Source organism: Luteibacter sp. 3190 (assembly GCF_031456385.1).
Taxonomy (GTDB): Bacteria; Pseudomonadota; Gammaproteobacteria; order Xanthomonadales; family Rhodanobacteraceae; genus Luteibacter.
The window spans coordinates 1,130,016-1,149,888 of sequence record NZ_JAVDUO010000001.1 but is presented as its reverse complement, the minus strand read 5'-3'; the positions used below and the strand labels follow the sequence as shown (position 1 = coordinate 1,149,888).

12 protein-coding genes and 1 tRNA gene are annotated in these 19,873 nt (G+C 64.7%); 8 read left to right on the top strand and 5 right to left on the bottom strand.

The genetic code is table 11. The features are described from left to right. Positions 1–8 precede the first annotated feature (8 nt). Positions 9–338 carry a DUF5076 domain-containing protein gene (locus J2X58_RS05200; protein WP_310046804.1) on the top strand — a complete coding sequence of 110 codons (330 nt, stop codon included), beginning with the start codon at positions 9–11 and terminating at the stop codon, positions 336–338. 860 nt (positions 339–1,198) lie between these two features. Here J2X58_RS05200 and J2X58_RS05195 read toward each other — a convergent pair. Further along, positions 1,199–1,480 (bottom strand): helix-turn-helix transcriptional regulator, encoded by a 282-nt coding sequence (locus J2X58_RS05195; RefSeq protein WP_310046803.1) that lies wholly within the window; start codon positions 1,478–1,480, stop codon positions 1,199–1,201. Between the two features lie 219 nt (positions 1,481–1,699). On the opposite strand from J2X58_RS05195, the gene J2X58_RS05190 reads away from it, so the two are divergent. Then, positions 1,700–2,050, top strand: coding sequence for a hypothetical protein (locus tag J2X58_RS05190; RefSeq protein WP_310046802.1), 351 nt, complete (start codon positions 1,700–1,702; stop codon positions 2,048–2,050). A 306-nt stretch (positions 2,051–2,356) separates the two neighbouring features. Here the strand turns inward: J2X58_RS05190 and J2X58_RS05185 are convergent, their stop codons facing one another. The 4 genes from J2X58_RS05185 to tcmP form a co-directional block, all read right to left on the bottom strand. Beyond that, positions 2,357–2,560 carry a hypothetical protein gene (locus tag J2X58_RS05185; protein WP_310046801.1) on the bottom strand — a complete coding sequence of 68 codons (204 nt, stop codon included), beginning with the start codon at positions 2,558–2,560 and terminating at the stop codon, positions 2,357–2,359. A 19-nt stretch (positions 2,561–2,579) separates the two neighbouring features. Next, on the bottom strand, positions 2,580–3,362 hold the full coding sequence (locus tag J2X58_RS05180; protein ID WP_310046800.1) for an SseB family protein: 783 nt from the start codon (positions 3,360–3,362) through the stop codon (positions 2,580–2,582). Positions 3,363–3,375: 13 nt separating this feature from the next. Beyond that, positions 3,376–3,474 (bottom strand) — tRNA-Ile (locus J2X58_RS05175). 137 nt (positions 3,475–3,611) lie between these two features. Beyond that, entirely contained in the window at positions 3,612–4,739 is a 1,128-nt protein-coding gene (gene tcmP, locus J2X58_RS05170) for a three-Cys-motif partner protein TcmP (RefSeq protein ID WP_310046799.1), read from the bottom strand. Between tcmP and J2X58_RS05165 the strand changes: the two genes are divergently transcribed. The 6 genes from J2X58_RS05165 to J2X58_RS05140 all read left to right on the top strand — a co-directional run bounded on the left by J2X58_RS05165 (position 4,701) and on the right by J2X58_RS05140 (position 19,870). Then, positions 4,701–5,252, top strand: a complete 552-nt coding sequence (locus J2X58_RS05165) for a TniB family NTP-binding protein (RefSeq protein WP_310046798.1) — start codon at positions 4,701–4,703, stop codon at positions 5,250–5,252. The two genes, tcmP and J2X58_RS05165, sit on opposite strands and share 39 nt — an antisense overlap. Further along, on the top strand, positions 5,249–6,229 hold the full coding sequence (locus tag J2X58_RS05160; protein WP_310046797.1) for a TniQ family protein: 981 nt from the start codon (positions 5,249–5,251) through the stop codon (positions 6,227–6,229). The genes J2X58_RS05165 and J2X58_RS05160 overlap by 4 nt, the downstream gene beginning before the upstream one ends. An 841-nt stretch (positions 6,230–7,070) precedes the next feature. Beyond that, positions 7,071–9,272, top strand: coding sequence for a type I secretion system permease/ATPase (locus tag J2X58_RS05155; protein WP_310046796.1), 2,202 nt, complete (start codon positions 7,071–7,073; stop codon positions 9,270–9,272). Between the two features lie 16 nt (positions 9,273–9,288). Then, positions 9,289–10,698 carry an HlyD family type I secretion periplasmic adaptor subunit gene (locus J2X58_RS05150; RefSeq protein ID WP_310046794.1) on the top strand — a complete coding sequence of 470 codons (1,410 nt, stop codon included), beginning with the start codon at positions 9,289–9,291 and terminating at the stop codon, positions 10,696–10,698. Between the two features lie 3 nt (positions 10,699–10,701). Further along, on the top strand, positions 10,702–11,154 hold the full coding sequence (locus J2X58_RS05145) for a hypothetical protein (protein ID WP_310046792.1): 453 nt from the start codon (positions 10,702–10,704) through the stop codon (positions 11,152–11,154). Further along, on the top strand, positions 11,138–19,870 hold the full coding sequence (locus tag J2X58_RS05140; RefSeq protein WP_310046790.1) for a calcium-binding protein: 8,733 nt from the start codon (positions 11,138–11,140) through the stop codon (positions 19,868–19,870). The genes J2X58_RS05145 and J2X58_RS05140 overlap by 17 nt, the downstream gene beginning before the upstream one ends. Positions 19,871–19,873: the final 3 nt, after the last annotated feature.

Sequence of the window (19,873 nt, the reverse complement as noted above, 5' to 3'; positions counted from 1 at the left end):
AGTCGACGATGAAGCAACAACCCATTCCAGAAGCTGCGATCGAAGATGAGCAAGCCGTTGAGATGCTCCGCGTCTGGATCGCAAAAAGAAGGCTCCATGCTTCGATCAAAATCGGAATGTACAGAGAGAACAAGACCGTCAGCATCGACGAGGAACGCGCTTGGGGCATCATACTCGCGGACACGGCTCGGCATGTTTCGGTGGCGCTTCGTGATGGCTATGGTCTTGACGCGCAAGATTGTCTAGTCGCGATACGCGAGTCCTTCCTTAAGGAGTGTCGTCGGTCACTAAAGCGGTCGTGTCAACTGGCTGCGTATAAGGCATTGATCGTGGACTGATCATCTTATGGCCTTAGCCACAATCGTTGGCGCCGTTCGAACGTGGCGACGGAGCTATCGGCCATTTCGACTTGAGCGACAGAGTTGGTGACCGACGCTTACGCGCGCCGCCAGCGTTAGTGACCAGCCAAAACCCGCGGTAACGCCTAGCCTAATTCGTCGTGACGGGCTGCGCTTAGTGCAGCGGTCACGGGGCACGCCAAAAGGATCTTAGAGGGAGGCATCGAAGCCGCACTGTTACTTGTGAACGATCAGTTCGCCCGACGTTCGAAAAGTCGAAATAAGCAACATTTGGGAGTTTTTTACAGCGCACCCTGCGACATCGTGCTCTGTCCGCGTCCGGCGGCCGCGATAGCGGATATGGCCAGGAAGAGCGGTCACCGGCGTGGGCTTGCCCGACGCCACGGCGAGTGGCTGCTTACCAAATACCGGATTGTGTCCGCCGAATCCGGAGCTCCAGATCGCGCCGAGACACTGGCATGGCGCAGTCCACCAATGGATAGCCGAGCGTCCCGTCCCGGTTCCGGATCGGCGTCATGGCCCACTCGCGCGTAGCGTCGAGCGTTCCGAAGAGGCCGTAGGCACGCCGCAGCACCCGCAGCACGTCAACGAGCGTCCGTGCGCTGCTGGGTCCCCGGCGGCGCGTGACACGGTCAGACAGCGAGGGCGGGAGGCAGCGCCCCGGCAGTCCGAGCCAGACGATCAGGGCGCGACGCAGCGCACCGCGATCCTTTCGCAGTGCCCGGATTAGGGCGCGATGGGACACCGCATCGGCGTGCGACGGTCCGCACAAGGTCCGCGCATAAGGAGCCAACGTGGCAGGCAGGACCCCACCGGGGGACATCATCGGGCGCGGGCGCTCATGCATGCTTGCCTTCCAATGCGGCCAAGAACGCGTCCTTTTCCTTTGCCGAGAGCTGATCGAAGGCCAGAATCGCCCGGGCCAATTTCTTGTCCGCGGCAAACAGGTACGCCAGCGGCACCCCAAGGGCCTGGGCGATCTGCTGGGCGGTGGCCAGGTCCGGATCGTGCACGCCCACCTCGTAGCGATTGATGCGCGTGCTGGCCACGCCCGGATCCAGCCCAAGCTTACGGCCCAACGCCAGCTGGGACAGACCCCGCTGCAGGCGCATCGACTTCATGCGTTCCCGGAAGATCTTCCGGATGTCAGTTTGGCTCGCCACCGCAGACCCTTCACGGAACCAGCCGTGAGGATCGCTGCTTTGGCTTCTTTCCGATACTACGAATATCGTAGTATCGGCGCAAGCCCGGTCGTTCGGGCCAGGCCCGCGGGCCAAGGTCACCGCCTCGCCGGACGGTACCGGGCAACGGGTAGCCCCCACCCAAGCGGAAGATCAGCCATGGCACTGCAGATCACGGTGAGCGGCGAGGACAGCGTAACCTTCACCCTTGACGAGTCCATCAGCGAGGCATGGGTACAGCAAAGGATCCGACGGGACAGCGCCGCTGGGCGGGTGGACCTCACCGAGCGCCTGGCCATGTGCCTGACTGCCAGCATGCTTCAGTGCCTAGACCCGGACCTGATGCCGCCCACGCCGGCGCAGATCATCTACGCCACGGACATCGCCCGGGAACTCGGGGTGTCGCTGCCCTTCGAGGCGCTGCGCTCGCGCGGCGCCATGAGCGACTTCATTGGCCGCTACGTCGAAGTCTTCCGTGCCCGCCACCGATCCGTACCACACGCCGGCTAGCCGATCCCGTCGCGGCGGGACGTTCACCCTGCAGCCCTCCCGGATACCCGTAGTCATAAGAAGGGCAGGGGCATCGCAGGGAAGCTGATCTGCCGTGCTGCGGCGGAGGGCCGTTACGAGGGTCGGCCGAGAATCGTGAAAAAAGGCGCCACTTGCAGCATAACCAGCTGTAAGTACTAGGGTTCCTTTCGAGCCACCATGTACCGGCATGCCTAAAATGAAGTGGACGGCTCCACCGCACGACTGCGATTGCAGGCTATTGGTCTGTGTGCAGTAATCCCTTGAGGGTGTGCCGTGCCGAGCAAGTCACTCGAAGTCGAGATCGGCCGGATCGACGCTGTGAAAGACATCGGCAGCCCCGTCCAGAAACATGATCCGTATATTGGGGCTTCCGGAGTCGGGATGTACCACGCTGAGCACCTGCGCAGGCGCAAGCCAACGATGGCCGCCGTGCTTTGTCTTATGCGTGATCTGCACGCGCAGACCAGGCCTCACCTCTTCACGTTCCATCAGTTCCGTCCTTCGGACGTTAGTTCGGACTCGTTGACGGGACTTCGACCAAGCGCTCGCCCCATTTCTTCTCATAGATCGGCGCCAGTTCCAGCCCGCCGATCCACGGCGGATGTTGCCCCAGGTCGAAATAGGTAATGTCCAAAGCCATCTGATGCTCCTCACAGGCCGGCTGCAGGTCCGAGATAACCGCATGGACGGCGCGCTCGCCTAAACCCGCTTCGGTGCCTATGGCCAGCAGCGTGCTGCTGGGCGCCGCCCCATCGGCAGCATGCATGGAGGCTATGTAGGCGAGCTCGACGAAAGGAAGCTTGGCCAGCGAGGCCAGCAGAAGATCGACGAGCCACGGCGGTATCGTCTCCAGCGGCGTCACCACGGGTTCGCTGCCTGCAGCGACCGTGACTTTGTTGAGGCGCGCCATTCGCCCTGTCGCCAGGAGCGTCTTTACCTCTTCCGGATAGAGCATGCCGTGCTCGTCGTTGGGATTGAGCATGAGCGTCGCCCCCAAAGTCGCTTCGAGGAACATCCGCCCTGGCAGTGCCACCACACGAGCGGATGTGCCGGCGGCGGCACGCGCTTTTGCTTCGTCGGTGAAAAACGGCAGGATCAGAACGCCCGTGTCGGGATGGTTGAACTGGATGAACCGAAGACGGCGCCCGACCGGATCGCCCTTGGGGACATGGGCATAGACGTTGGCCTTTAGCAGCGCCTGAAAAAACGCGGGTTCTTCTCGGTGATCCACCGTCGCACGGGCCAGGAGCCGGCTGAGTTTGACCGCACTAACCACTGTCTTGCCTCTCACGCTTGCCCGACGGTGGTGCCCCCGGCAGGACTCGAACCTGCATGCGTGGCTTATCAGGCCACTGCCTTTATCCGGGTATAAACCGGACGCCTAATCTCTCGGCCACGGGAGCAAACGAATACCTCAGCGCGAGGCAGTGGGTATTCGTTCGCGGTGGCGCATGAGATGGATCATGGGCGGATGGTATCAGCCCCGGTTAGGGTAAGGGTGAATACTTATGGGATGGCCGGCGATGTCCCACCGGCGACCTCAGGCGATCTTGAGCCGGCGCAAGGTCTCGTCCTTTCGGAAATTCACTGCATTGACCGGGCGCGGCCGCTTGGCGTGCGCATTCTCGACGATGCCCTCTTTGATCAGTTCCGCGAGCGCCGCCTGCAGTTCGGAGAGTAGCCCGTCGGTCTCTTCGATCAGGTCTGCCATGGCCATTATGCCGACCGTCAGCGTGTCGCCGACGCAGGGCATCCGTTTCAACCAGGCGAGCTTCAAATCGTAGGACGGCATCGAGGGCTCGTCCACGTGCTCGTCGGCGGTGAAGAAGTCGATCTGGCCGCCCTTCTTTGCTTTCGTGTTCAACCGGTGCTGCAGCTTCAGTCGGGTCTGCTGCAGAGCCGTTTTTTCCGCCTCCTCCCAGAACACCACGAGACCGGTCGCATTGTGGGTGGCGTACACGAGATTGAAGATGACCTTCTTCTTGTCGATGTATTCGACAGGCAACATCGCCGTGCGCAAGCGCTGCGCCGCATGACCGTCGCACACCTCAGCGAGCTTGCTGCGATAACGGCGCATGAGATCCCGCTTCTTCGTTTCGCCGCCGACGGCCAGCGCGTCACGCCAGTCGGCGCCGAAGACAGCGATGAGGTTATTTTCCTGCTCGGCCAGCCCGGTCGCGAGGTTGATGAAGTTCCACATGAAGTTGATCAGCAATTCGGTGTGCGGACGCTTCAGGAACGGTGCGAGTACCGCTGGCTCGACGATGCCCTTCCAGCCGAACGGATCGACGAAGACGAAGGCAAACTCATCCGGCCGAAGCCAACGCAGAATGTCGGGAATGGCCTCTTCAAACGAGGCGCGCCAGATTTCGGGTCGGTCGCGATCGGCGGGTGTCTGCTGGACGTGCGCCTCCAGGAGGTCGGCGCGCTCGGAGTCGGCTTCCACGAAGACCGAGCGAATGTCGACCTGCCGTTGAAACTTGGTGCGCAGCTGACGCTGGCAATCGGTCATCAGTCGCATGGCGATGCCGGGGGACGTGTCGGAAAGATCCGTCGTCGAGGACTTCCAGGGGCCCGCAAAGCAATCGATGTAAGCGCCCTGGGTTGTCCGCACATCGCCAGCTACACCTTGGACGAGCGCGAGGAACTGGTCGTTGAGCTGCTGCACGCCGCAGGCGTGCGCATGCTGATCATTGACGAGATCCAGGACATCCTTAAGCGGTCGGAGGCCCAGATACAGAACGCCTTTGAAGGCATCAAGTATCTGATGAACGAAGGAGGCATTTCGGTGCTGGCTCTGGGTACCGAGCACGCATTGCAGGCGATGAAGCGCGACGAGCACCTGGTCACACGTTTTCGCAGCGTAAAACTGCCACCATGGCGCTCCGGCGCGTTGCTGGCCAACTTTCTCGAGGAACTAGAGGCAGGCCTGCCGCTGCCGGAGCGTTCGCGCCTGTCGGCGCCGGCCATCCAGCGCCTGCTCGTCAACGCGAGCAAGGGGCGTCTGGACCTCACTGTCGAGCGGGTGGTATTTGCGGCGGCGTTGGCCATCGAGGACGAGGCGGGCCGGATCGATGAGAGTTACCTCAAGCGCGCGGAGTTCGAGATCCCGCGCTACTTCAGCAGTGGCAAATCCGCCTTTCGCGACAACGATCCGCCTGCGCAGGAGGGCGCGGCATGACCGCCTGGCTGCAGTACCGCTATGGCGGTCCGCGCGAACGTTGGTGGATCCGCCCGCTGATGCCTGAGGAGACGATCGAGTCGGTCCTGGAGCGGGCATCGCACGTCTACGGCGGTATTGTGCTCCAGCGCAACGGCTGGTTCACCGATGTGCTTGGCGCGAGCGGCACGGAGGCCGCTTCGCTGCGGGCGCGTGACATCATCAGGCTGGCCCGCTTGCTTCAGGTCAGTCCGCGGCGGGTGCATGCCGCGCGCCTCGCCGACGAGCCGGACATGCTCATCCCTGCGCAGCGACGCGCGTTCTGCCCGGCGTGCTGGCTCGAAGACGACGCCGCAGGACGGCCGCGCTACTTCCGCCGTGCGTGGGCGCGCGTCCTGTCCCTGTCGTGCACACGCCATGGCGATCCGCTGGGTTGGGCGGCGGCGCCGCTCTTCCCGATGGAACGCATGTGGTTTGAAAGGCGCCGCCTGCATGCCACCGACGACGCGCGATGGCTGATAGACCTGCTTGACCAGTTTGCCGCGACGGTGGAATGGACACTGTTCGGCGGCCTGCCGTGGCCTCAGCACTGGCGGCTCAACGCGTATCAGGCCCGCGCATTGCTGTGCCATTGCCTGGGCCATCTGGAGAGTGAGGAGGGACGGGCGCTTGGCCAGGCCCTGTGGCCCAGTCCAGGGCCGGCATCGCTGTACCAGGTCCGCCGCGACGATCAGCCGCCTTGGCGGGCTAATCCGTGGGAGGCCGTGCGCCGTGCCGGCCGCCCTTCGTGGCGGCGCGGGGCGGTTTGGATTACCGCCTGGCTGACGGACCCAGACTTCCCGCCCGAGCTGGCCCCGTGCGGCTTGACGCGTGCGTTGCAGGAAAGCGACCCGGTGACGTTGCAACGCGGGATCACGCGCTCGCCCGGGCATCGGCTGGTCCGGCTGCGCAAAGCGCTCGATGGCGACCGCCAGTCATGGCTTAAACATTGCACGTAGCGCCGCGAAGTGCACCGGCACCCTGAGCGAAGGATCGCTCAGGGGCCCCCTTCGACCGCATCCAGGGCATCGGACAGCGCGATGATCTCCCGCGCAACGCCCGGCGTCGGGACGGAGTTGGCCGGGCCAAGATAAAGCAGAACCGACTGCGCGCGCCGGAGCAGCTCCGGCCAGTCACCTTGCGTCGCCTGGCTGCGTAGAGCGGCTGCGCGTGTGCATGTGCGGCAAGTAAGACATTGTTTTGTGTTCCCCTCAGTGACGCGCGCCCAAGAGTGATGGCGCGGTACTCCCCGTTCACTGCTGCAGATGTGTGATCTATGACTGCACGCGTCCTCCTACACCTTGGATCGATCCAAAATTCAGGCCGCCAGCGAGCCCCCCGGCTCGCAGGCGATGGAAGCTTCAACTCTGGGAATGCGTCAGGTTGGCACGGGTGCCGGTAATAGATAAAACGCAGGCGGTTCTAGGTGCCATGCGCTGGCTCCCCGACTTCGAGTCCAACTCCGGACGGTCCCTGGCGGGGCGGCACGGCCGTCTTGACCATTCTGGACTTGGGTCGATCTAAATCCCCGTGTGCAAAATAAGACGGTGGCGCTACAGCTGTCACGCTGCACCGCAAAGCCGGCAGATCGCCTGGCCTGGCGCTGTGCGGCCATTGTGTGACCCAGGTCTCCTGCCCTGTCTTGCGGTCTGCCCGGCCGGCAGGCAGACTGGCCGCAAGAAGTGGCGGTTTGGCGCAAGTATCTGCGCCTCAAGGGGGCGGTCAGTACGGTAATCGCATGGCCCGGGGTTTCAGGTCCGGCTGGCGGCGGCTGTCTGGCCTGGACAATCGAATAGCGGCATGGGCTCGGGCATGGATGTGTTGGCAGAAGAGGAAACAGGGACGGATCCTGCGGCGGGCGAGGCGGTGTCCGTCTCCCCCGAAGAGACACTCCCTGTATCCGAACAGCCTTTACGCGGCCTCGTGCTGCTTGCCCACTACCACGGCGTCGCCGCCGATGCCGAACAGATCCGTCACGAAAGCGGCCTGGGCAGCGAACCGTTCGACGATCCCGCACTGCTCCTTGCCGCACGCAAGCTGGGCCTGAAGGCCCGGTTGCTACGCCAGCCCGCAGAACGCATCGGCAGACTTGCCTTGCCGGCTTTGGCGCTCAACGACGACGGTACGGCCTTCGTAATCGCGCGGGTGCAGGGCGAGCAATACCTCGTCCACGATATCGCCGCTGGTCGTCCGGCCGTGTGGACGTCCCAGGAGTTCATGACGCGCTACGAAGGCCGCGTGCTCGCCGTCGCGTCGCGTGCTTCGCTGGTGGCGGGATTGGCGAAGTTCGACTTCACCTGGTTCATCCCGGCGGTCGTGAAGTACCGCAAGCTGCTGCTGGAAGTGCTGGCGGTCTCGCTATTCCTGCAGCTGTTCGCGCTGGTGACGCCGTTGTTCTTCCAGGTGGTGATGGACAAGGTGCTGGTGCACCACGCCATGACCACACTCAACGTGATCACCATCGGCCTGGTCTTCATCACCTTGTTCAACGTGGTGCTGTCGGGCCTGCGCACCTTCGTGTTCGCGCATACGACCAGCCGCATCGACGTGGAGCTGGGCGCGAAGCTGTTTCGGCATATTCTCTCGTTGCCATTGGCTTATTTCGAAGCGCGCCGCGTGGGCGATACCGTGGCGCGAGTGCGCGAGCTGGAGAACATCCGCAACTTCCTCACCGGGCAGACGCTGACCTCGGTGCTGGACCTGATGTTCACTTTCGTATTCCTCGCCGTGATGTGCTTCTACAGCGGCTGGCTCACGCTGATCGTGGCGGTCTCGCTGCCGTTGTACGCCCTGTGGTCCGCCGCCATCACCCCGGTGCTTCGCCACCGTCTCAACGAGAAGTTCACCCGCAGCGCCGACAATCAATCCTTTCTTGTGGAGACGATCTCGGGTATCGGCACGGTGAAGGCCATGGCGGTGGCGCCACGCATGACGCGCACCTGGGACAACCAGCTCGCCGGTTATGTCGCATCGAGCTTCCGCGTCACGCGCCTGGCCAACATCGGCCAGCAGGGCGTGCAGTTCCTGCAGAAGCTGGTGAGTGTCGCGACGCTCTATTGGGGCGCGCAGATGGTGATCGACGGCAAGCTGTCGGTCGGCCAGCTCATCGCCTTCAACATGCTGGCCGGCCAGGTCTCCACACCGATCCTGCGCCTGGCGCAGTTATGGCAGGACTTCCAGCAGGTCGGCATCTCGGTCGAGCGCCTGGGCGATATCTTCAATACCCGTACCGAGCCTGGCGACACCAGTGCCATCGCGCTTCCGCCGATCCGCGGCCGGGTTACCTTCGAGAAAATCGGTTTCCGCTACCGGCCGGACATGGCCGAAGTGCTGTCGGACATCGATCTGGACGTTCGGCCGGGCGAAGTGATCGGCATCGTTGGCCGGTCGGGTTCGGGCAAGAGCACGCTGACCAAACTGGTACAGCGGCTGTACGTGCCCGAGCGCGGGCGCGTGCTGGTCGACGGCCACGACCTGGCCCTGGCCGATCCGGCATGGCTGCGGCGACAGCTCGGCGTGGTGCTGCAGGAGAACTTCCTGTTCAACCGCAGCGTGCGCGAAAACATAGCGATCGGCGATCCAGGCATGCCGATGGAGCGCGTCATCCATGCCGCGAAGCTGGCCGGCGCGCACGATTTCATCGTCGACCTGCCGCAGGGGTACGACACCGTCGTCGGCGAGCACGGCGCCAGCCTGTCCGGCGGACAGCGCCAGCGCATCGCGATCGCCCGCGCACTGGTGCTGGATCCGCGCATCCTGATCTTCGACGAAGCCACCAGCGCGCTCGACTACGAGTCCGAGCGCGCGGTGATGGACAACATGCGCGCGATCTGCCGCGACCGCACCGTGATGATCATCGCGCACCGCCTGACCACCGTGCGCGAGGCGAACCGCATCATCGTGATCGATAAGGGCCGGATCGTCGAAAGCGGCGCGCCGGCCGAACTGCTGGGCAGGGAAGACGGTCACTTCCGCCAGCTCCACCGGTTGCAGCAGGGCTAAGGAGATGAACTCACGCATGGAAGCGCTCGCCGCCATGGTCAACCGCTACCGCGACGTGTTCCGCGCGGCCTGGGCCGAACGCCGTGCAATGGACCCGCCGCGGCGCACCGCCGACGAACTGGCATTCCTGCCGGCGCATCTGGAACTGGTCGACGCGCCGCTTTCGCCGGTGCCACGCTGGAGCATGCGCATCATCATGGCGCTGTTCGCCGTGGCGCTGGCCTGGGCCTGCTTCGGCAAGCTCGATGTGGTGGCCGTCGGTGCGGGCAAGACCGTGACCACTGGCCGCACGCGGGTCCTGCAACCGGCCGAGACGGCGGTGGTGCGGCGCATCCTTGTGCAGGATGGGCAGCACGTGCACCAGGGCGAACTGCTGATCGAACTGGATGCTACCGGGGCCTCGGCAGACGTCGAAAAGGCACGCGAAGCCCTGCTCGCCGCACGCCTCAACGCCGTCCGTTTGAACGCAATCGCCGCCGCCATGGATCGCGGCACTCTGCCGACGCTGACCAGCGACGGCAGCTTCCCGCCCGAACGCTTCGAGGCCATGCGTACGCTCGCCGCCAGCCAATGGTCTGCATTCCAGGCCCGCAAGCAGGGCATGGAAGCGATGGTGCAACAGAAGGCCGCCGAACTGAACACGGTCGAGTCCGCCATCGTGCCACTCGAGCAGTACCTTGCCATCTCCCGCGCCCGCGTTGCCGATTACGAGGCGTTGCTGGAAAAGAACTACGTGCCCCGCCAGGAGTACATGCTGCGCAAGCAGGAACGGATCAACGCCGAGCGCGATCTAGCCGGTCAGCGCAGCAAAGCCCGGGAGTTGCGCTCGGCGATCGCCGGGGCCCGGGAGGAGCTGTCGCTGTCGGTCACGGACCTGCGTCGCCAGACACTCGACGAACTGCGCCAGGCGCGCGAGCAGATCACCCAGTACCAGCCGGAGGTCGCCAAGGCGTCCCAGCGCAACGCCCAGATGGAACTACGCTCGCCGGCCAACGGCACCGTGCAGCAGCTGGCGGTGCATACCGTCGGCGGCGTCGTCACGTCCGCGCAGCCGCTGATGTCCGTGGTGCCGGAGGACGAGTCGCTGGAGGTGGAAGTGATTATCCTCAACAAGGACATCGGCTTCATCCGCAGCGGACAGGACGCGGTCGTGAAGGTCGACAGCTTTCCCTATACCCGTTACGGGCACATCGAAGGCCGTGTGGAAAACGTATCGCATGACGCGATCCAGGACGAGAAACTTGGCCTGGTCTACCAAGGGCGCGTCGCGCTGGCGAAGAACTCGCTGCTGGTGGACGGGACGAAGGTGAAGCTGACGCCGGGCATGTCGTTGTCCGTGGAGATCAAGACCGACCAGCGGCGGGTGATCGATTACCTGCTGTCGCCGTTGCAGCAGGAAACCCAGGAGGCGATGCGCGAGCGTTGACCGATGGTGAAGACACGTATCCGTAGAAACACGGTTTTGCTGGTGCTGGCGCTCGTCGTCGAGAACGTCGTCGTCGCGGTATTTGGTTCTTCGCTGGTCGCGTCGAACATCGCCTTCGTCGCAGCGCTGGTGTACTTCAATTTGTCGCTGTCCCCCGAAGCCTCGCTTGGCTTCGCCTTGACGATCAGGGACTGGGGCGATGTCTGGCGCAGGGAGAAGCAAGGCGACTACGACCCCGACGGGCCGGAATTCGCCAGGGCGGCGGTGCGGTCGCTGACCATCCTGAGCGCGGTCGTCCTGTTCGGCTTCTGCATGGAATTCCTTCGCCGCAGCGGGAATTCGTTCGCCACCACCGTATCCGTAATGTCCGGCATCGAAGCAGGCTTCGTTGCCGGCTACCTGGTTGCTACCCGTAACCGTCCACGAAAGGAGTCTATGAATGGATATTTCGAGTAAGGAACGTCTTGCCGCCGCCATCGCCGAGCTGACGAAGGGATTTCTCAACAATTATTTCCGTGCGCTCAACGAGGCGCAGGTCGCGGTCGGCGATGTCACCGAACTGGGCATGGCCGACCTGGCCAAAGCCTTGTCCGCCGCAGCCGACCAGAACGCGGAACTGATCGACTATTTCGCGGAGACGTTCCAGCTCGAGGGTAACCAGGAATGGAACGACGCGGTCGCCAACTGGAAGAAATCCTTCATCGACCAGGCGACCAAGCTCAGGGAAGAAGGCGTTCCGGACGAAATCAAGGTCGCCGGTTTCCTCGCCGACGGCCTGAGCGGGCTGGAAGAAGGCATCAAGGGTGCCACCGGTGAGGGCAGGGTGGTCGATGCCCTGGGCAAGGTCAACAAGATCGCCGATGCCGCGAAGTTCCTTTCCGCCTGGAAGGATAGGGATTACGGCCAGATGGTCGGCGTCGCCGTGGGTTCGCTGGTCGGCGCCTGGTCGGGGGCGATCACCGCGTCGGCCCTGGCGTCCATCGGCTTTCCGGCGCTCGGCATCGTGGTGGTGGTCGCCGCGGTGGCTGTAGCGGTATCCAACTATTCCGAGGACAAGACCAACGACTTCCTCGACGGCCTGTTCGGCCGGTCGGAGGACGAGGAAACGCTGGCCTTCATCAAGCGCCTCGTGGGCGACACCGGCCAGCAGTACCTGCCCACGCTCGAGTACAAGCTCAACTTCGGTAGCAAGAACGCCGATGTGCTGACCGGCGACAGCGGCTGGAACAACGCCATGGCCGGCGGCGAAGGCGACGACATCATGTTCGGTGCGGACAAGACCGACTATATGTCGGGCGGCGACGGCAACGACAACCTCGACGGCGCGGGGGGCAACGATACCCTCAAGGGCGGCGCGGGCGACGACATCCTCAGCGGCGGCGCCGGAAGCGACACGCTCGTAGGCGGCGCCGGCTTCGACATCTACAAGTTCACCACCGCCGATCTGGCCGACGCGGCCGTCGACGACGTGATCGTCGACGAGGACGGCCAGGGCAAGATCCTGTTCAACGACCTGGACATCAGCGGCACCGGCATTGGCTTCGACACCATCAAGCATGCCTCGCTGGGCGACTGGGAAACCTCGGACGGCAAGTTCCGCCTGTCGTGGCGCGAGGCCGAGAAGACCCTGGTGATCGTCTACCGCGAGAACGGCGCACGCATCCTCATCCAGAACTGGAAGAACGGCAACCTGGGCATCACGATTCCCGGCTTCGACGAGACCCACCCGAACGATTCCGCGCCGCTGACCGGCGACGACGACGTGTTCGGCCATAACGGCAACAACACTGGCGATAACCACCTCAACGCGCTGGCCGGCAACGACGGGATCTCCGGCGGCACCGGCAACGACATCATCGATGGCGGGGCGGGCGACGACCTGATCTTCGGCGGCAGCGGCGACGACGAACTCACCGGTGGCGACGGCAACGACTTCCTCGTCGACGGATCGGAACTGGTGGACCTGGAGGACTGGAGCGATACCATCGAGGCGGACGGCAAGAGCCAGCGCCAGCGTATCGAGGCGGAGATCGCCAGCCTGGGCGCGGCCGTGCTGAGCAAGGGCAAGGGCTGGTACATCAAGGCGACCGCGGACGGTGTCACGATCGTCACATCGCATGCGGCGACTTATCCGGATCCCAACGCCTTCCGCAGCGGCGACGACTATTTCGATGGTGGTGCCGGCGACGACAACATCACCGCCGGCGAAGGCAACGATACGATTCTGGGCGGCACCGGCAACGACTATATCAGCGGCGGCGCCGACGACGACGTGATCAACGGCGGCGACGACAACGACACCATCTACGGCGATATCAGCGACAGCAGCATTCCCGGTGTGCACTTCGGCGCGTTGATCTCCGACCAGGCGAAGAAGAACGGCAACGACCTCATCGACGGCGGTGCCGGCGATGACCAGATCGTGGGCGGTGGCGGCAACGACATCATCTACGGCGGTCAGGGCGACGATCACATCGGCGGGCGCGGAAGCCTGCTGGCGGTGGATGCCGACGATACGGACCGCGACTACATCGACGGTGGAGCGGGCATAGACTCCATATCCGGCGACGACGGCGACGACACGATCTTCGGCGGCGACGGCGACGACATCATCCGCGGCGACAACGAGCGCGCCGATACCCGCAGCGGCAACGATACCCTCGACGGTGGAGCGGGCAACGACTTCCTCGCCGGCGATGGCGGCGACGACATCGTGCGTGGCGGCGACGGTGACGACGAACTCGACGGCGATGCGTTCGACATCGATCCGGCGAAGAACGGCCGGGACTATCTCGACGGCGGCGCGGGTAACGACAAGCTCTTTGGCGGTGGCGACGACGATACGCTGCTCGGTGGCGACGGCGACGACATCCTGCTGGGCGATGCCATCGACTCGCAGCTCGCGCCCGAACACCACGGCAACGACTACCTGTCCGGCGGCGAGGGCGCCGACGAGCTGCAGGGCAACGGCGGCAACGACGTGCTCGACGGCGGCAGCGGCAATGACCGCCTGTTTGGTGGTACGGGCGACGACAGCCTGTCCGGCGGCACCGAAAACGACATGTTGAGCGGCGAAGCCGGCAACGACGTGCTGGACGGCGGCGACGGCGACGACGAGATCTACGGCGGGGATGGAGACGACAGCCTGGGCGGCGGCGACGGCATCGACAAGATGTGGGGCGGCGCCGGCAAGGACATCCTCAACGGCGGCGAGGGCGACGATCAGATCTCCGGAGAGGAGGGCGACGACACGCTCGACGGTGGTGCGGGCAATAACCAGATGTGGGGCGGCGCCGGCAACGACCGGCTCACTGGCGGCGCCGGCGACGACTACCTGGATGGCGACGACTCGCAGATCGCCGCTGCCCTGCACGGCAACGACATCATCGACGGCGGCGCCGGCAGCGACATCGTGCACGGCCTCGGCGGCGAGGACGACATCTCCGGCGGCGACGGGGACGATTTCCTCTACGGCGACGACTACGAAAAGCTCTTCACAGGCAACGACAAGGTCTCTGGCGGCAGCGGCAACGACTACGTCGACGGCGGTGCCGGCAACGACGTGCTTTCCGGCGATGAAGGCGACGATACCTTGCTGGGTGGCGACGGCGACGACCGCCTCACCGGTGGCGTGGGCGACGATGTACTGGTGGGCGGCGCCGGCAACGACACCTTCGTGTTCGAGCGCGGCTTCGGCACCGACCGCATCTTCGCGGCGATGGGGGACGACGAAGGCCAGGACATCATCCTGTTCGGCGAATCCATCGCCTCGTCCGAGCTGACCTACCAGCTGCAGGGGGATGACCTGATCATCCGCAACACCGCCACGGGCGACATCCTGGGCGTGCGCGATTTCTTCAATCCCGCCGCCGCCATTGACATCCATTTCGCCAATGGCGGCGTGCTGACCCAGGACCAGCTCCGCCAGCAGTTGGGCGTGGTGGTGCCCACGACGGGCACCTCGGGTGACGACGTCATCAACGGCACGGACGGCAAGGACAGCCTCTATGGCGGTGCCGGCAACGACACGATCTACGGCCTGGGTGGGGATGATTACCTCAACGGCGGTGAAGGCGACGACCAGCTCTTCGGCGGCCTTGGCAACAACGTGCTGGAAGGCGGCACGGGCAATGATACCTACACCATCGGGCTGAGCAGCTTCGATCGCGTGGTCGGCCTGGCCGATGCCGACGCCGGCAGCGATACGATCCGCTTCGGTGTCGGTCTCACACCGTCCATGGTCACCAACTACCAGATCAGCGGTCCCGATCTGATGGTGTTCTTCCTGATCAACGGCAACATCACGGGTGCCGTCCTCGAGGGTTTCCTGGCCGCGACCAACGGCACCCACGTCATCGAGTTCAGCGACGGTACGCGCCTCACCAGGGACAGCTTCCTGACCGGCGACAACCACTGGGTCGGCACGGATGCGGACGACGTCCATGTGGGCTCGGAAGCCAACGACTCGCTGGACGGCGGCGCGGGTAACGACACGCTGTCGGGCATGGGCGGCAACGATACCGTCCTGGGCGGCGCAGGCGACGACACCCTCAACGGCGACGATGGCGACGATGTGATCCGTGGCGGCTCGGGCGCCGATACGGCGAACGGCGGTGCGGGCAACGACCAGCTCTACGGCGACGGCCACGACACGCTGTCCGGCGGCGCGGGCGACGACCGTTACTACATCGTGTCCAGCTCGCCCAACCACGACTACAACGCCGGTGCCGACCAGGTGGTCGAGAACGCCGGCGAGGGTATCGATACCGTCTACGTCGACAACTACTCGTATACGCTGACCGCCAACGTCGAGAACCTGGTGGCGATCTACGACTCCAACGAGTGGGCCTTCACCAATCCGTTCTACCCCGGCTGGGTCGAGATCATACCCCGCCATTTCACAGGTAACGCGCTGGACAACACCATCACCATCGACGTCGCCTCGGGCTGGCAGAGCCATAGCGGCCATACTTACATCCTGGACGGCGGCGCCGGTGCCGATACGCTGATCGGCAGCGAGGCGAACGAGACCTACGTGGTCGACCAGGCGGGCGACCACATTGTCGAAACCGGCACGAACTCGATCGACACCGTCCAGGCGAGCGTTTCCTGGTCGATTGCCGACGACCTCGAGCTGGAAAACATCGTGCTGACCGGCAGCGCCGATACCTCCGCCTGGGGCAATACGCTGAACAACACCCTCGACGGCTCTCAGTCGTCCGGTGCGAACACGCTCTCCGGCGGCGCAGGCAACGACCGCTACGTCGTCGATGCGCTGGATCACGTGGTGGAAGCCGCGGGCGAGGGCAGCGACACTGTCGTCATCGGCAGCTCGGCGACGGCCATCAACGGCGATACCACGTTCAGCCTGGACGGCTATGCGAACGTCGAGAACATCGCGCTGGGCTCGCTGCTGCACAATTCCATCTGGGGCGGCAACCTGGTCGGTAACGACGGCGACAACACGCTCACCGGCAACGGCTACATCAACGTCCTCCATGGCGGTCGCGGCGACGACACGATCATCGGCGGCGAGGCGGATGTCCACAGCCTCGACCGCGTCAACCACGACGAACTGTACGGCGATGCCGGCGACGACAACCTCTACGCCAGCTCCGGCGGTGCAGATCTTTACGGTGGCACCGGCGACGACGGGCTGCATGGCTCGAGTGGCCTCGACGATTTCCACTACGGGCTGGGCGACGGCACCGATACGGTCTATTCGCCCCCGGGCTCGGGCCTGGACCGCGTGGTGTTCTCCGCCGAGGTCACCACCGACATGGTCAGCTTCAGCCGCGAAGGCGCGACGCTGATCATCCAGGTGGGCACCGATCCACACGACCAGTTGCGCATCGCCAACTACTGGACCGATGCGACAGGCGACGAGTTGAGCGGCGCCATCGACCAGTTCGTGTTCGCCGACGGCACCATCCGCAAGGGTGGCCTCGATCACCTGCCGTACACCAACAATCCGCCGGTGGTGCTGATCGGTAACGTGGAGCTGGAGGGGACCGGAGAGGAACCGCTCAGTTTCGCCCTGCCGGACGGCATGTTCTCCGACGCGGTCGACGACACGCTGCTGCTCAGCCTGGGCCAGGGTGCGCCGAGCTGGCTCAGCATCGATCCGCACACCGGCCTGCTCACCGGCACACCGCCCAACGGCGGCCTGGAGACCACACTTGAGATCATCGCCACGGACAGTTGGGGCCAGACGGCGACCTCGACCGTGCGGCTGAGCGTCACCAACGTGATCCATGGCGGTACCGGTGACGACAACCTCACCGGCACGAACTTCCGCGACGACATCTACGCCGGGGCGGGCAACGATACGCTCCAGGGCGGCGGCAACACGGACCACCTGTACGGCGGTACGGGAGACGACACCTTCCTCATCGGCGACAGCTCGGCCGAAGTGATCGAGTTCGAAGGGGAGGGCACGGATACGGTGCGCTCGACCGTCGACTACGCGCTGGGCGGCAATATCGAGCGCCTGGTACTGGAAGCGGGGTCGCAGGCGGTCGAGGGCGTCGGCAACTGGCAGGACAACGAGATCGTCGGCAATGAGAACGACAACCTGCTTGACGGCGATGCGGGCGCGGACACGCTCACCGGCGGCCTGGGCGACGATATCTATGTCGTGGACGACGCAGGCGACCTCATCGTCGAGGCGGCCGGCGAAGGCACGGATGCCGTGGAGTCCTTCGTCAGCTGGCAGCTTGGCGACAACCTCGAAAATCTCACTCTGGTGGGCGAGGCGGATGTCGACGGCTCCGGCAACGCACAGGACAACGTGCTCGAGGGCAACGATGGCGCGAACCGTCTCGAAGGCGGTGCGGGTAACGACAAGCTCTATGGCGGGCTGGGCGACGACTACCTCGTGCTGGAGTCGTCCGGCGACCGAGCGTTCGAATTCGCGGACGAAGGCATCGACACCATCGAGCGCCGCTACGACACCAACCTGGTGCTCAACGACAACGTCGAAAACCTCGTGCTTGGCGGCAGCGTGGTCACCGGCAACGGTAACGGGCTGGGTAACACCATCACCGGCAACGCGGCAGGCAACAAGCTGGCCGGCCTGGATGGCGACGATACGCTGTATGGCCTGGACGGCGACGACCAGATGTGGGGCGGTAACGGCGACGACGCGCTGTACGGCGGTGCCGGGAACGACTACATGGACGGCGAAGACGGCGTCGACCGCCTGGAAGGCGGCGCGGGCGACGACGTCTACGTGGTCGGCGACAGCGGCGACGTCGTGGTCGAAGCCAGCGGTGGCGGCAACGACCAGGTGCAGGCATCCGCCTCGTACGTGCTGTCGGCCAACATCGAGAACCTGTTCCTGATGGGCTCCGCCAGTATCGACGGCACGGGCAACGCACTGTCCAACTACCTGGCCGGCAGCGACGGCGACAATGTGCTCAACGGCATGGGCGGCAACGACACCATCGTCGGTGCCGCGGGTAACGACAGCCTGATCGGTGGTGCCGGCGACGACAGTTACGTGTGGGACGAAACCTCCGGCAGCGACACCATCGACAACACCGGCGGCGGCTTCGACGGTGTGTTCCTCGACGGCGTCGCGCGCGAGCGCATCACTTTCGCCCGCGACGGGAACGATCTGCTGATCTTCGTCGACGCCGGTAGCGAACCTGCCCTGCGTGTCACCAACCACTTCCTGGGTGGCGATTCGGCCATCGACTTCGTGCAGCCGGACGGCGGTTCGATGCTGACCACCGCGCAGATCAACCAGATCGTGGCCGGCGGTTCCAGCGGTTACGACCAAGTGGTCGAAGGTACGTCGGCCGGCGAGCAGCTGGTCGGTGGCAGCGGCAAGGACCTACTCAAAGGATTGGGCGGCGACGATACGCTGTTCGGCCTTGGCGGCAACGACACGCTGCAAGGCGGGGATGGCGACGACTATCTCGCTGGCGGCAACGGCTCCGGTACCGGCTCAGGCGACGACCGCCTGGAAGGCGGCATCGGAAACGACACGCTGTCTGGCGAGGACGGCAACGACACGATGCTGGGCGGCGCCGGCAACGACCAGTACGTTTATGGTGGCGGCAACGACGTGATCGACAACACCGGCGGCGGCACCGACGGGATCTTCTTCGACGACGGCATCACCGCTTCCCAGCTCGCGTTCGCCCGCGACGGCGACGACCTGCTCATCACGGTGAATGGCAACACCAGCAAGACCGTGCGCGTGCTCGGCCACTTCCTGGGCGGCGATGCGGCGATCGACTTCGTGCAGCCGGCCAGCGGCTCGATGCTCGACACCGCGGCGATCAAAGCGCTAGCCGGCCAGGGCACGTCGCCCGGCGGCGGCGATCCGACCGAGCCCGGCAACGATGCCGACTACACCAAGACGATCACGGGCACGAGCGCGGGCGAGCAGCTTGTCGGCACCAGCGGTCGCGATGTGATTCGCGGCGTGGGAGGCAACGACACGCTGTTCGGCATGGGCGGCGACGACAAACTGGTCGGTGGCGACGGCGACGATTACCTCTCCGGCGGCAATGGCTCGTTCAGCGGCTCGGGCAACGACATCCTGGTCGGCGGCGCGGGTGTCGACACGCTGGTCGGCGAAGACGGCAACGATCTCTTGCAGGGTGGCGCGGGCGACGACAAGTACCTGTACAAGGCCGGTAATGGCAAGGACGTCATCGACAACACCGGCGGCGGCACCGACTGGCTGTTCTTCAACGACGTCGACCGGACCCGCCTTAGCTTCCACCGCAGCGGGGACGATCTCATCATGCTGGTCGACGGCGACAGCAACCAGCAGGTACGGGTACAGAACCACTTCCTGGGAGGCGATCAGGCGATCAGCTACGTGCAGCCCAGCAGCGGCTTCGCGATCCCGGCATCGCAGTTCGGGAGCATGCTGACACCGCTGCCCACGGGCTTCACGCCAGCGGCGGTCACCGGTGCGATGACTCTCAACTGGATGGACGCCGGAAGGATGCAGGCGGACGACACCATCTGGATGCCGGCGCAGGCGCCTGCAAGTGCGGAACTGCAGCAGCTGATCCAGGCGATGTCGCAGTTCGGCGCGACCTCGACAGAGGTGGAATTGTCGAACCATGCGTCCGACCTGGACAACGCCTCGTTGGCGATGCCCGCCGTGGTGCCGTTGAAAGCACATGGAGGGTTGCACGCCAGCGTTTAAACC

Coding starts and splice junctions, on each gene's coding strand:
- J2X58_RS05145 (WP_310046792.1), top strand. CDS start 10,702: ATGGTGAAGACACGTATCCGTAGAAACACGGTTTTGCTGGTGCTGGCG.
- J2X58_RS05160 (WP_310046797.1), top strand. CDS start 5,249: ATGACCGCCTGGCTGCAGTACCGCTATGGCGGTCCGCGCGAACGTTGG.
- J2X58_RS05195 (WP_310046803.1), bottom strand. CDS start 1,480: ATGAAGTCGATGCGCCTGCAGCGGGGTCTGTCCCAGCTGGCGTTGGGC.
- J2X58_RS05185 (WP_310046801.1), bottom strand. CDS start 2,560: ATGGAACGTGAAGAGGTGAGGCCTGGTCTGCGCGTGCAGATCACGCAT.
- J2X58_RS05190 (WP_310046802.1), top strand. CDS start 1,700: ATGGCACTGCAGATCACGGTGAGCGGCGAGGACAGCGTAACCTTCACC.
- J2X58_RS05200 (WP_310046804.1), top strand. CDS start 9: ATGAAGCAACAACCCATTCCAGAAGCTGCGATCGAAGATGAGCAAGCC.
- J2X58_RS05140 (WP_310046790.1), top strand. CDS start 11,138: ATGGATATTTCGAGTAAGGAACGTCTTGCCGCCGCCATCGCCGAGCTG.
- J2X58_RS05155 (WP_310046796.1), top strand. CDS start 7,071: ATGGGCTCGGGCATGGATGTGTTGGCAGAAGAGGAAACAGGGACGGAT.
- J2X58_RS05150 (WP_310046794.1), top strand. CDS start 9,289: ATGGAAGCGCTCGCCGCCATGGTCAACCGCTACCGCGACGTGTTCCGC.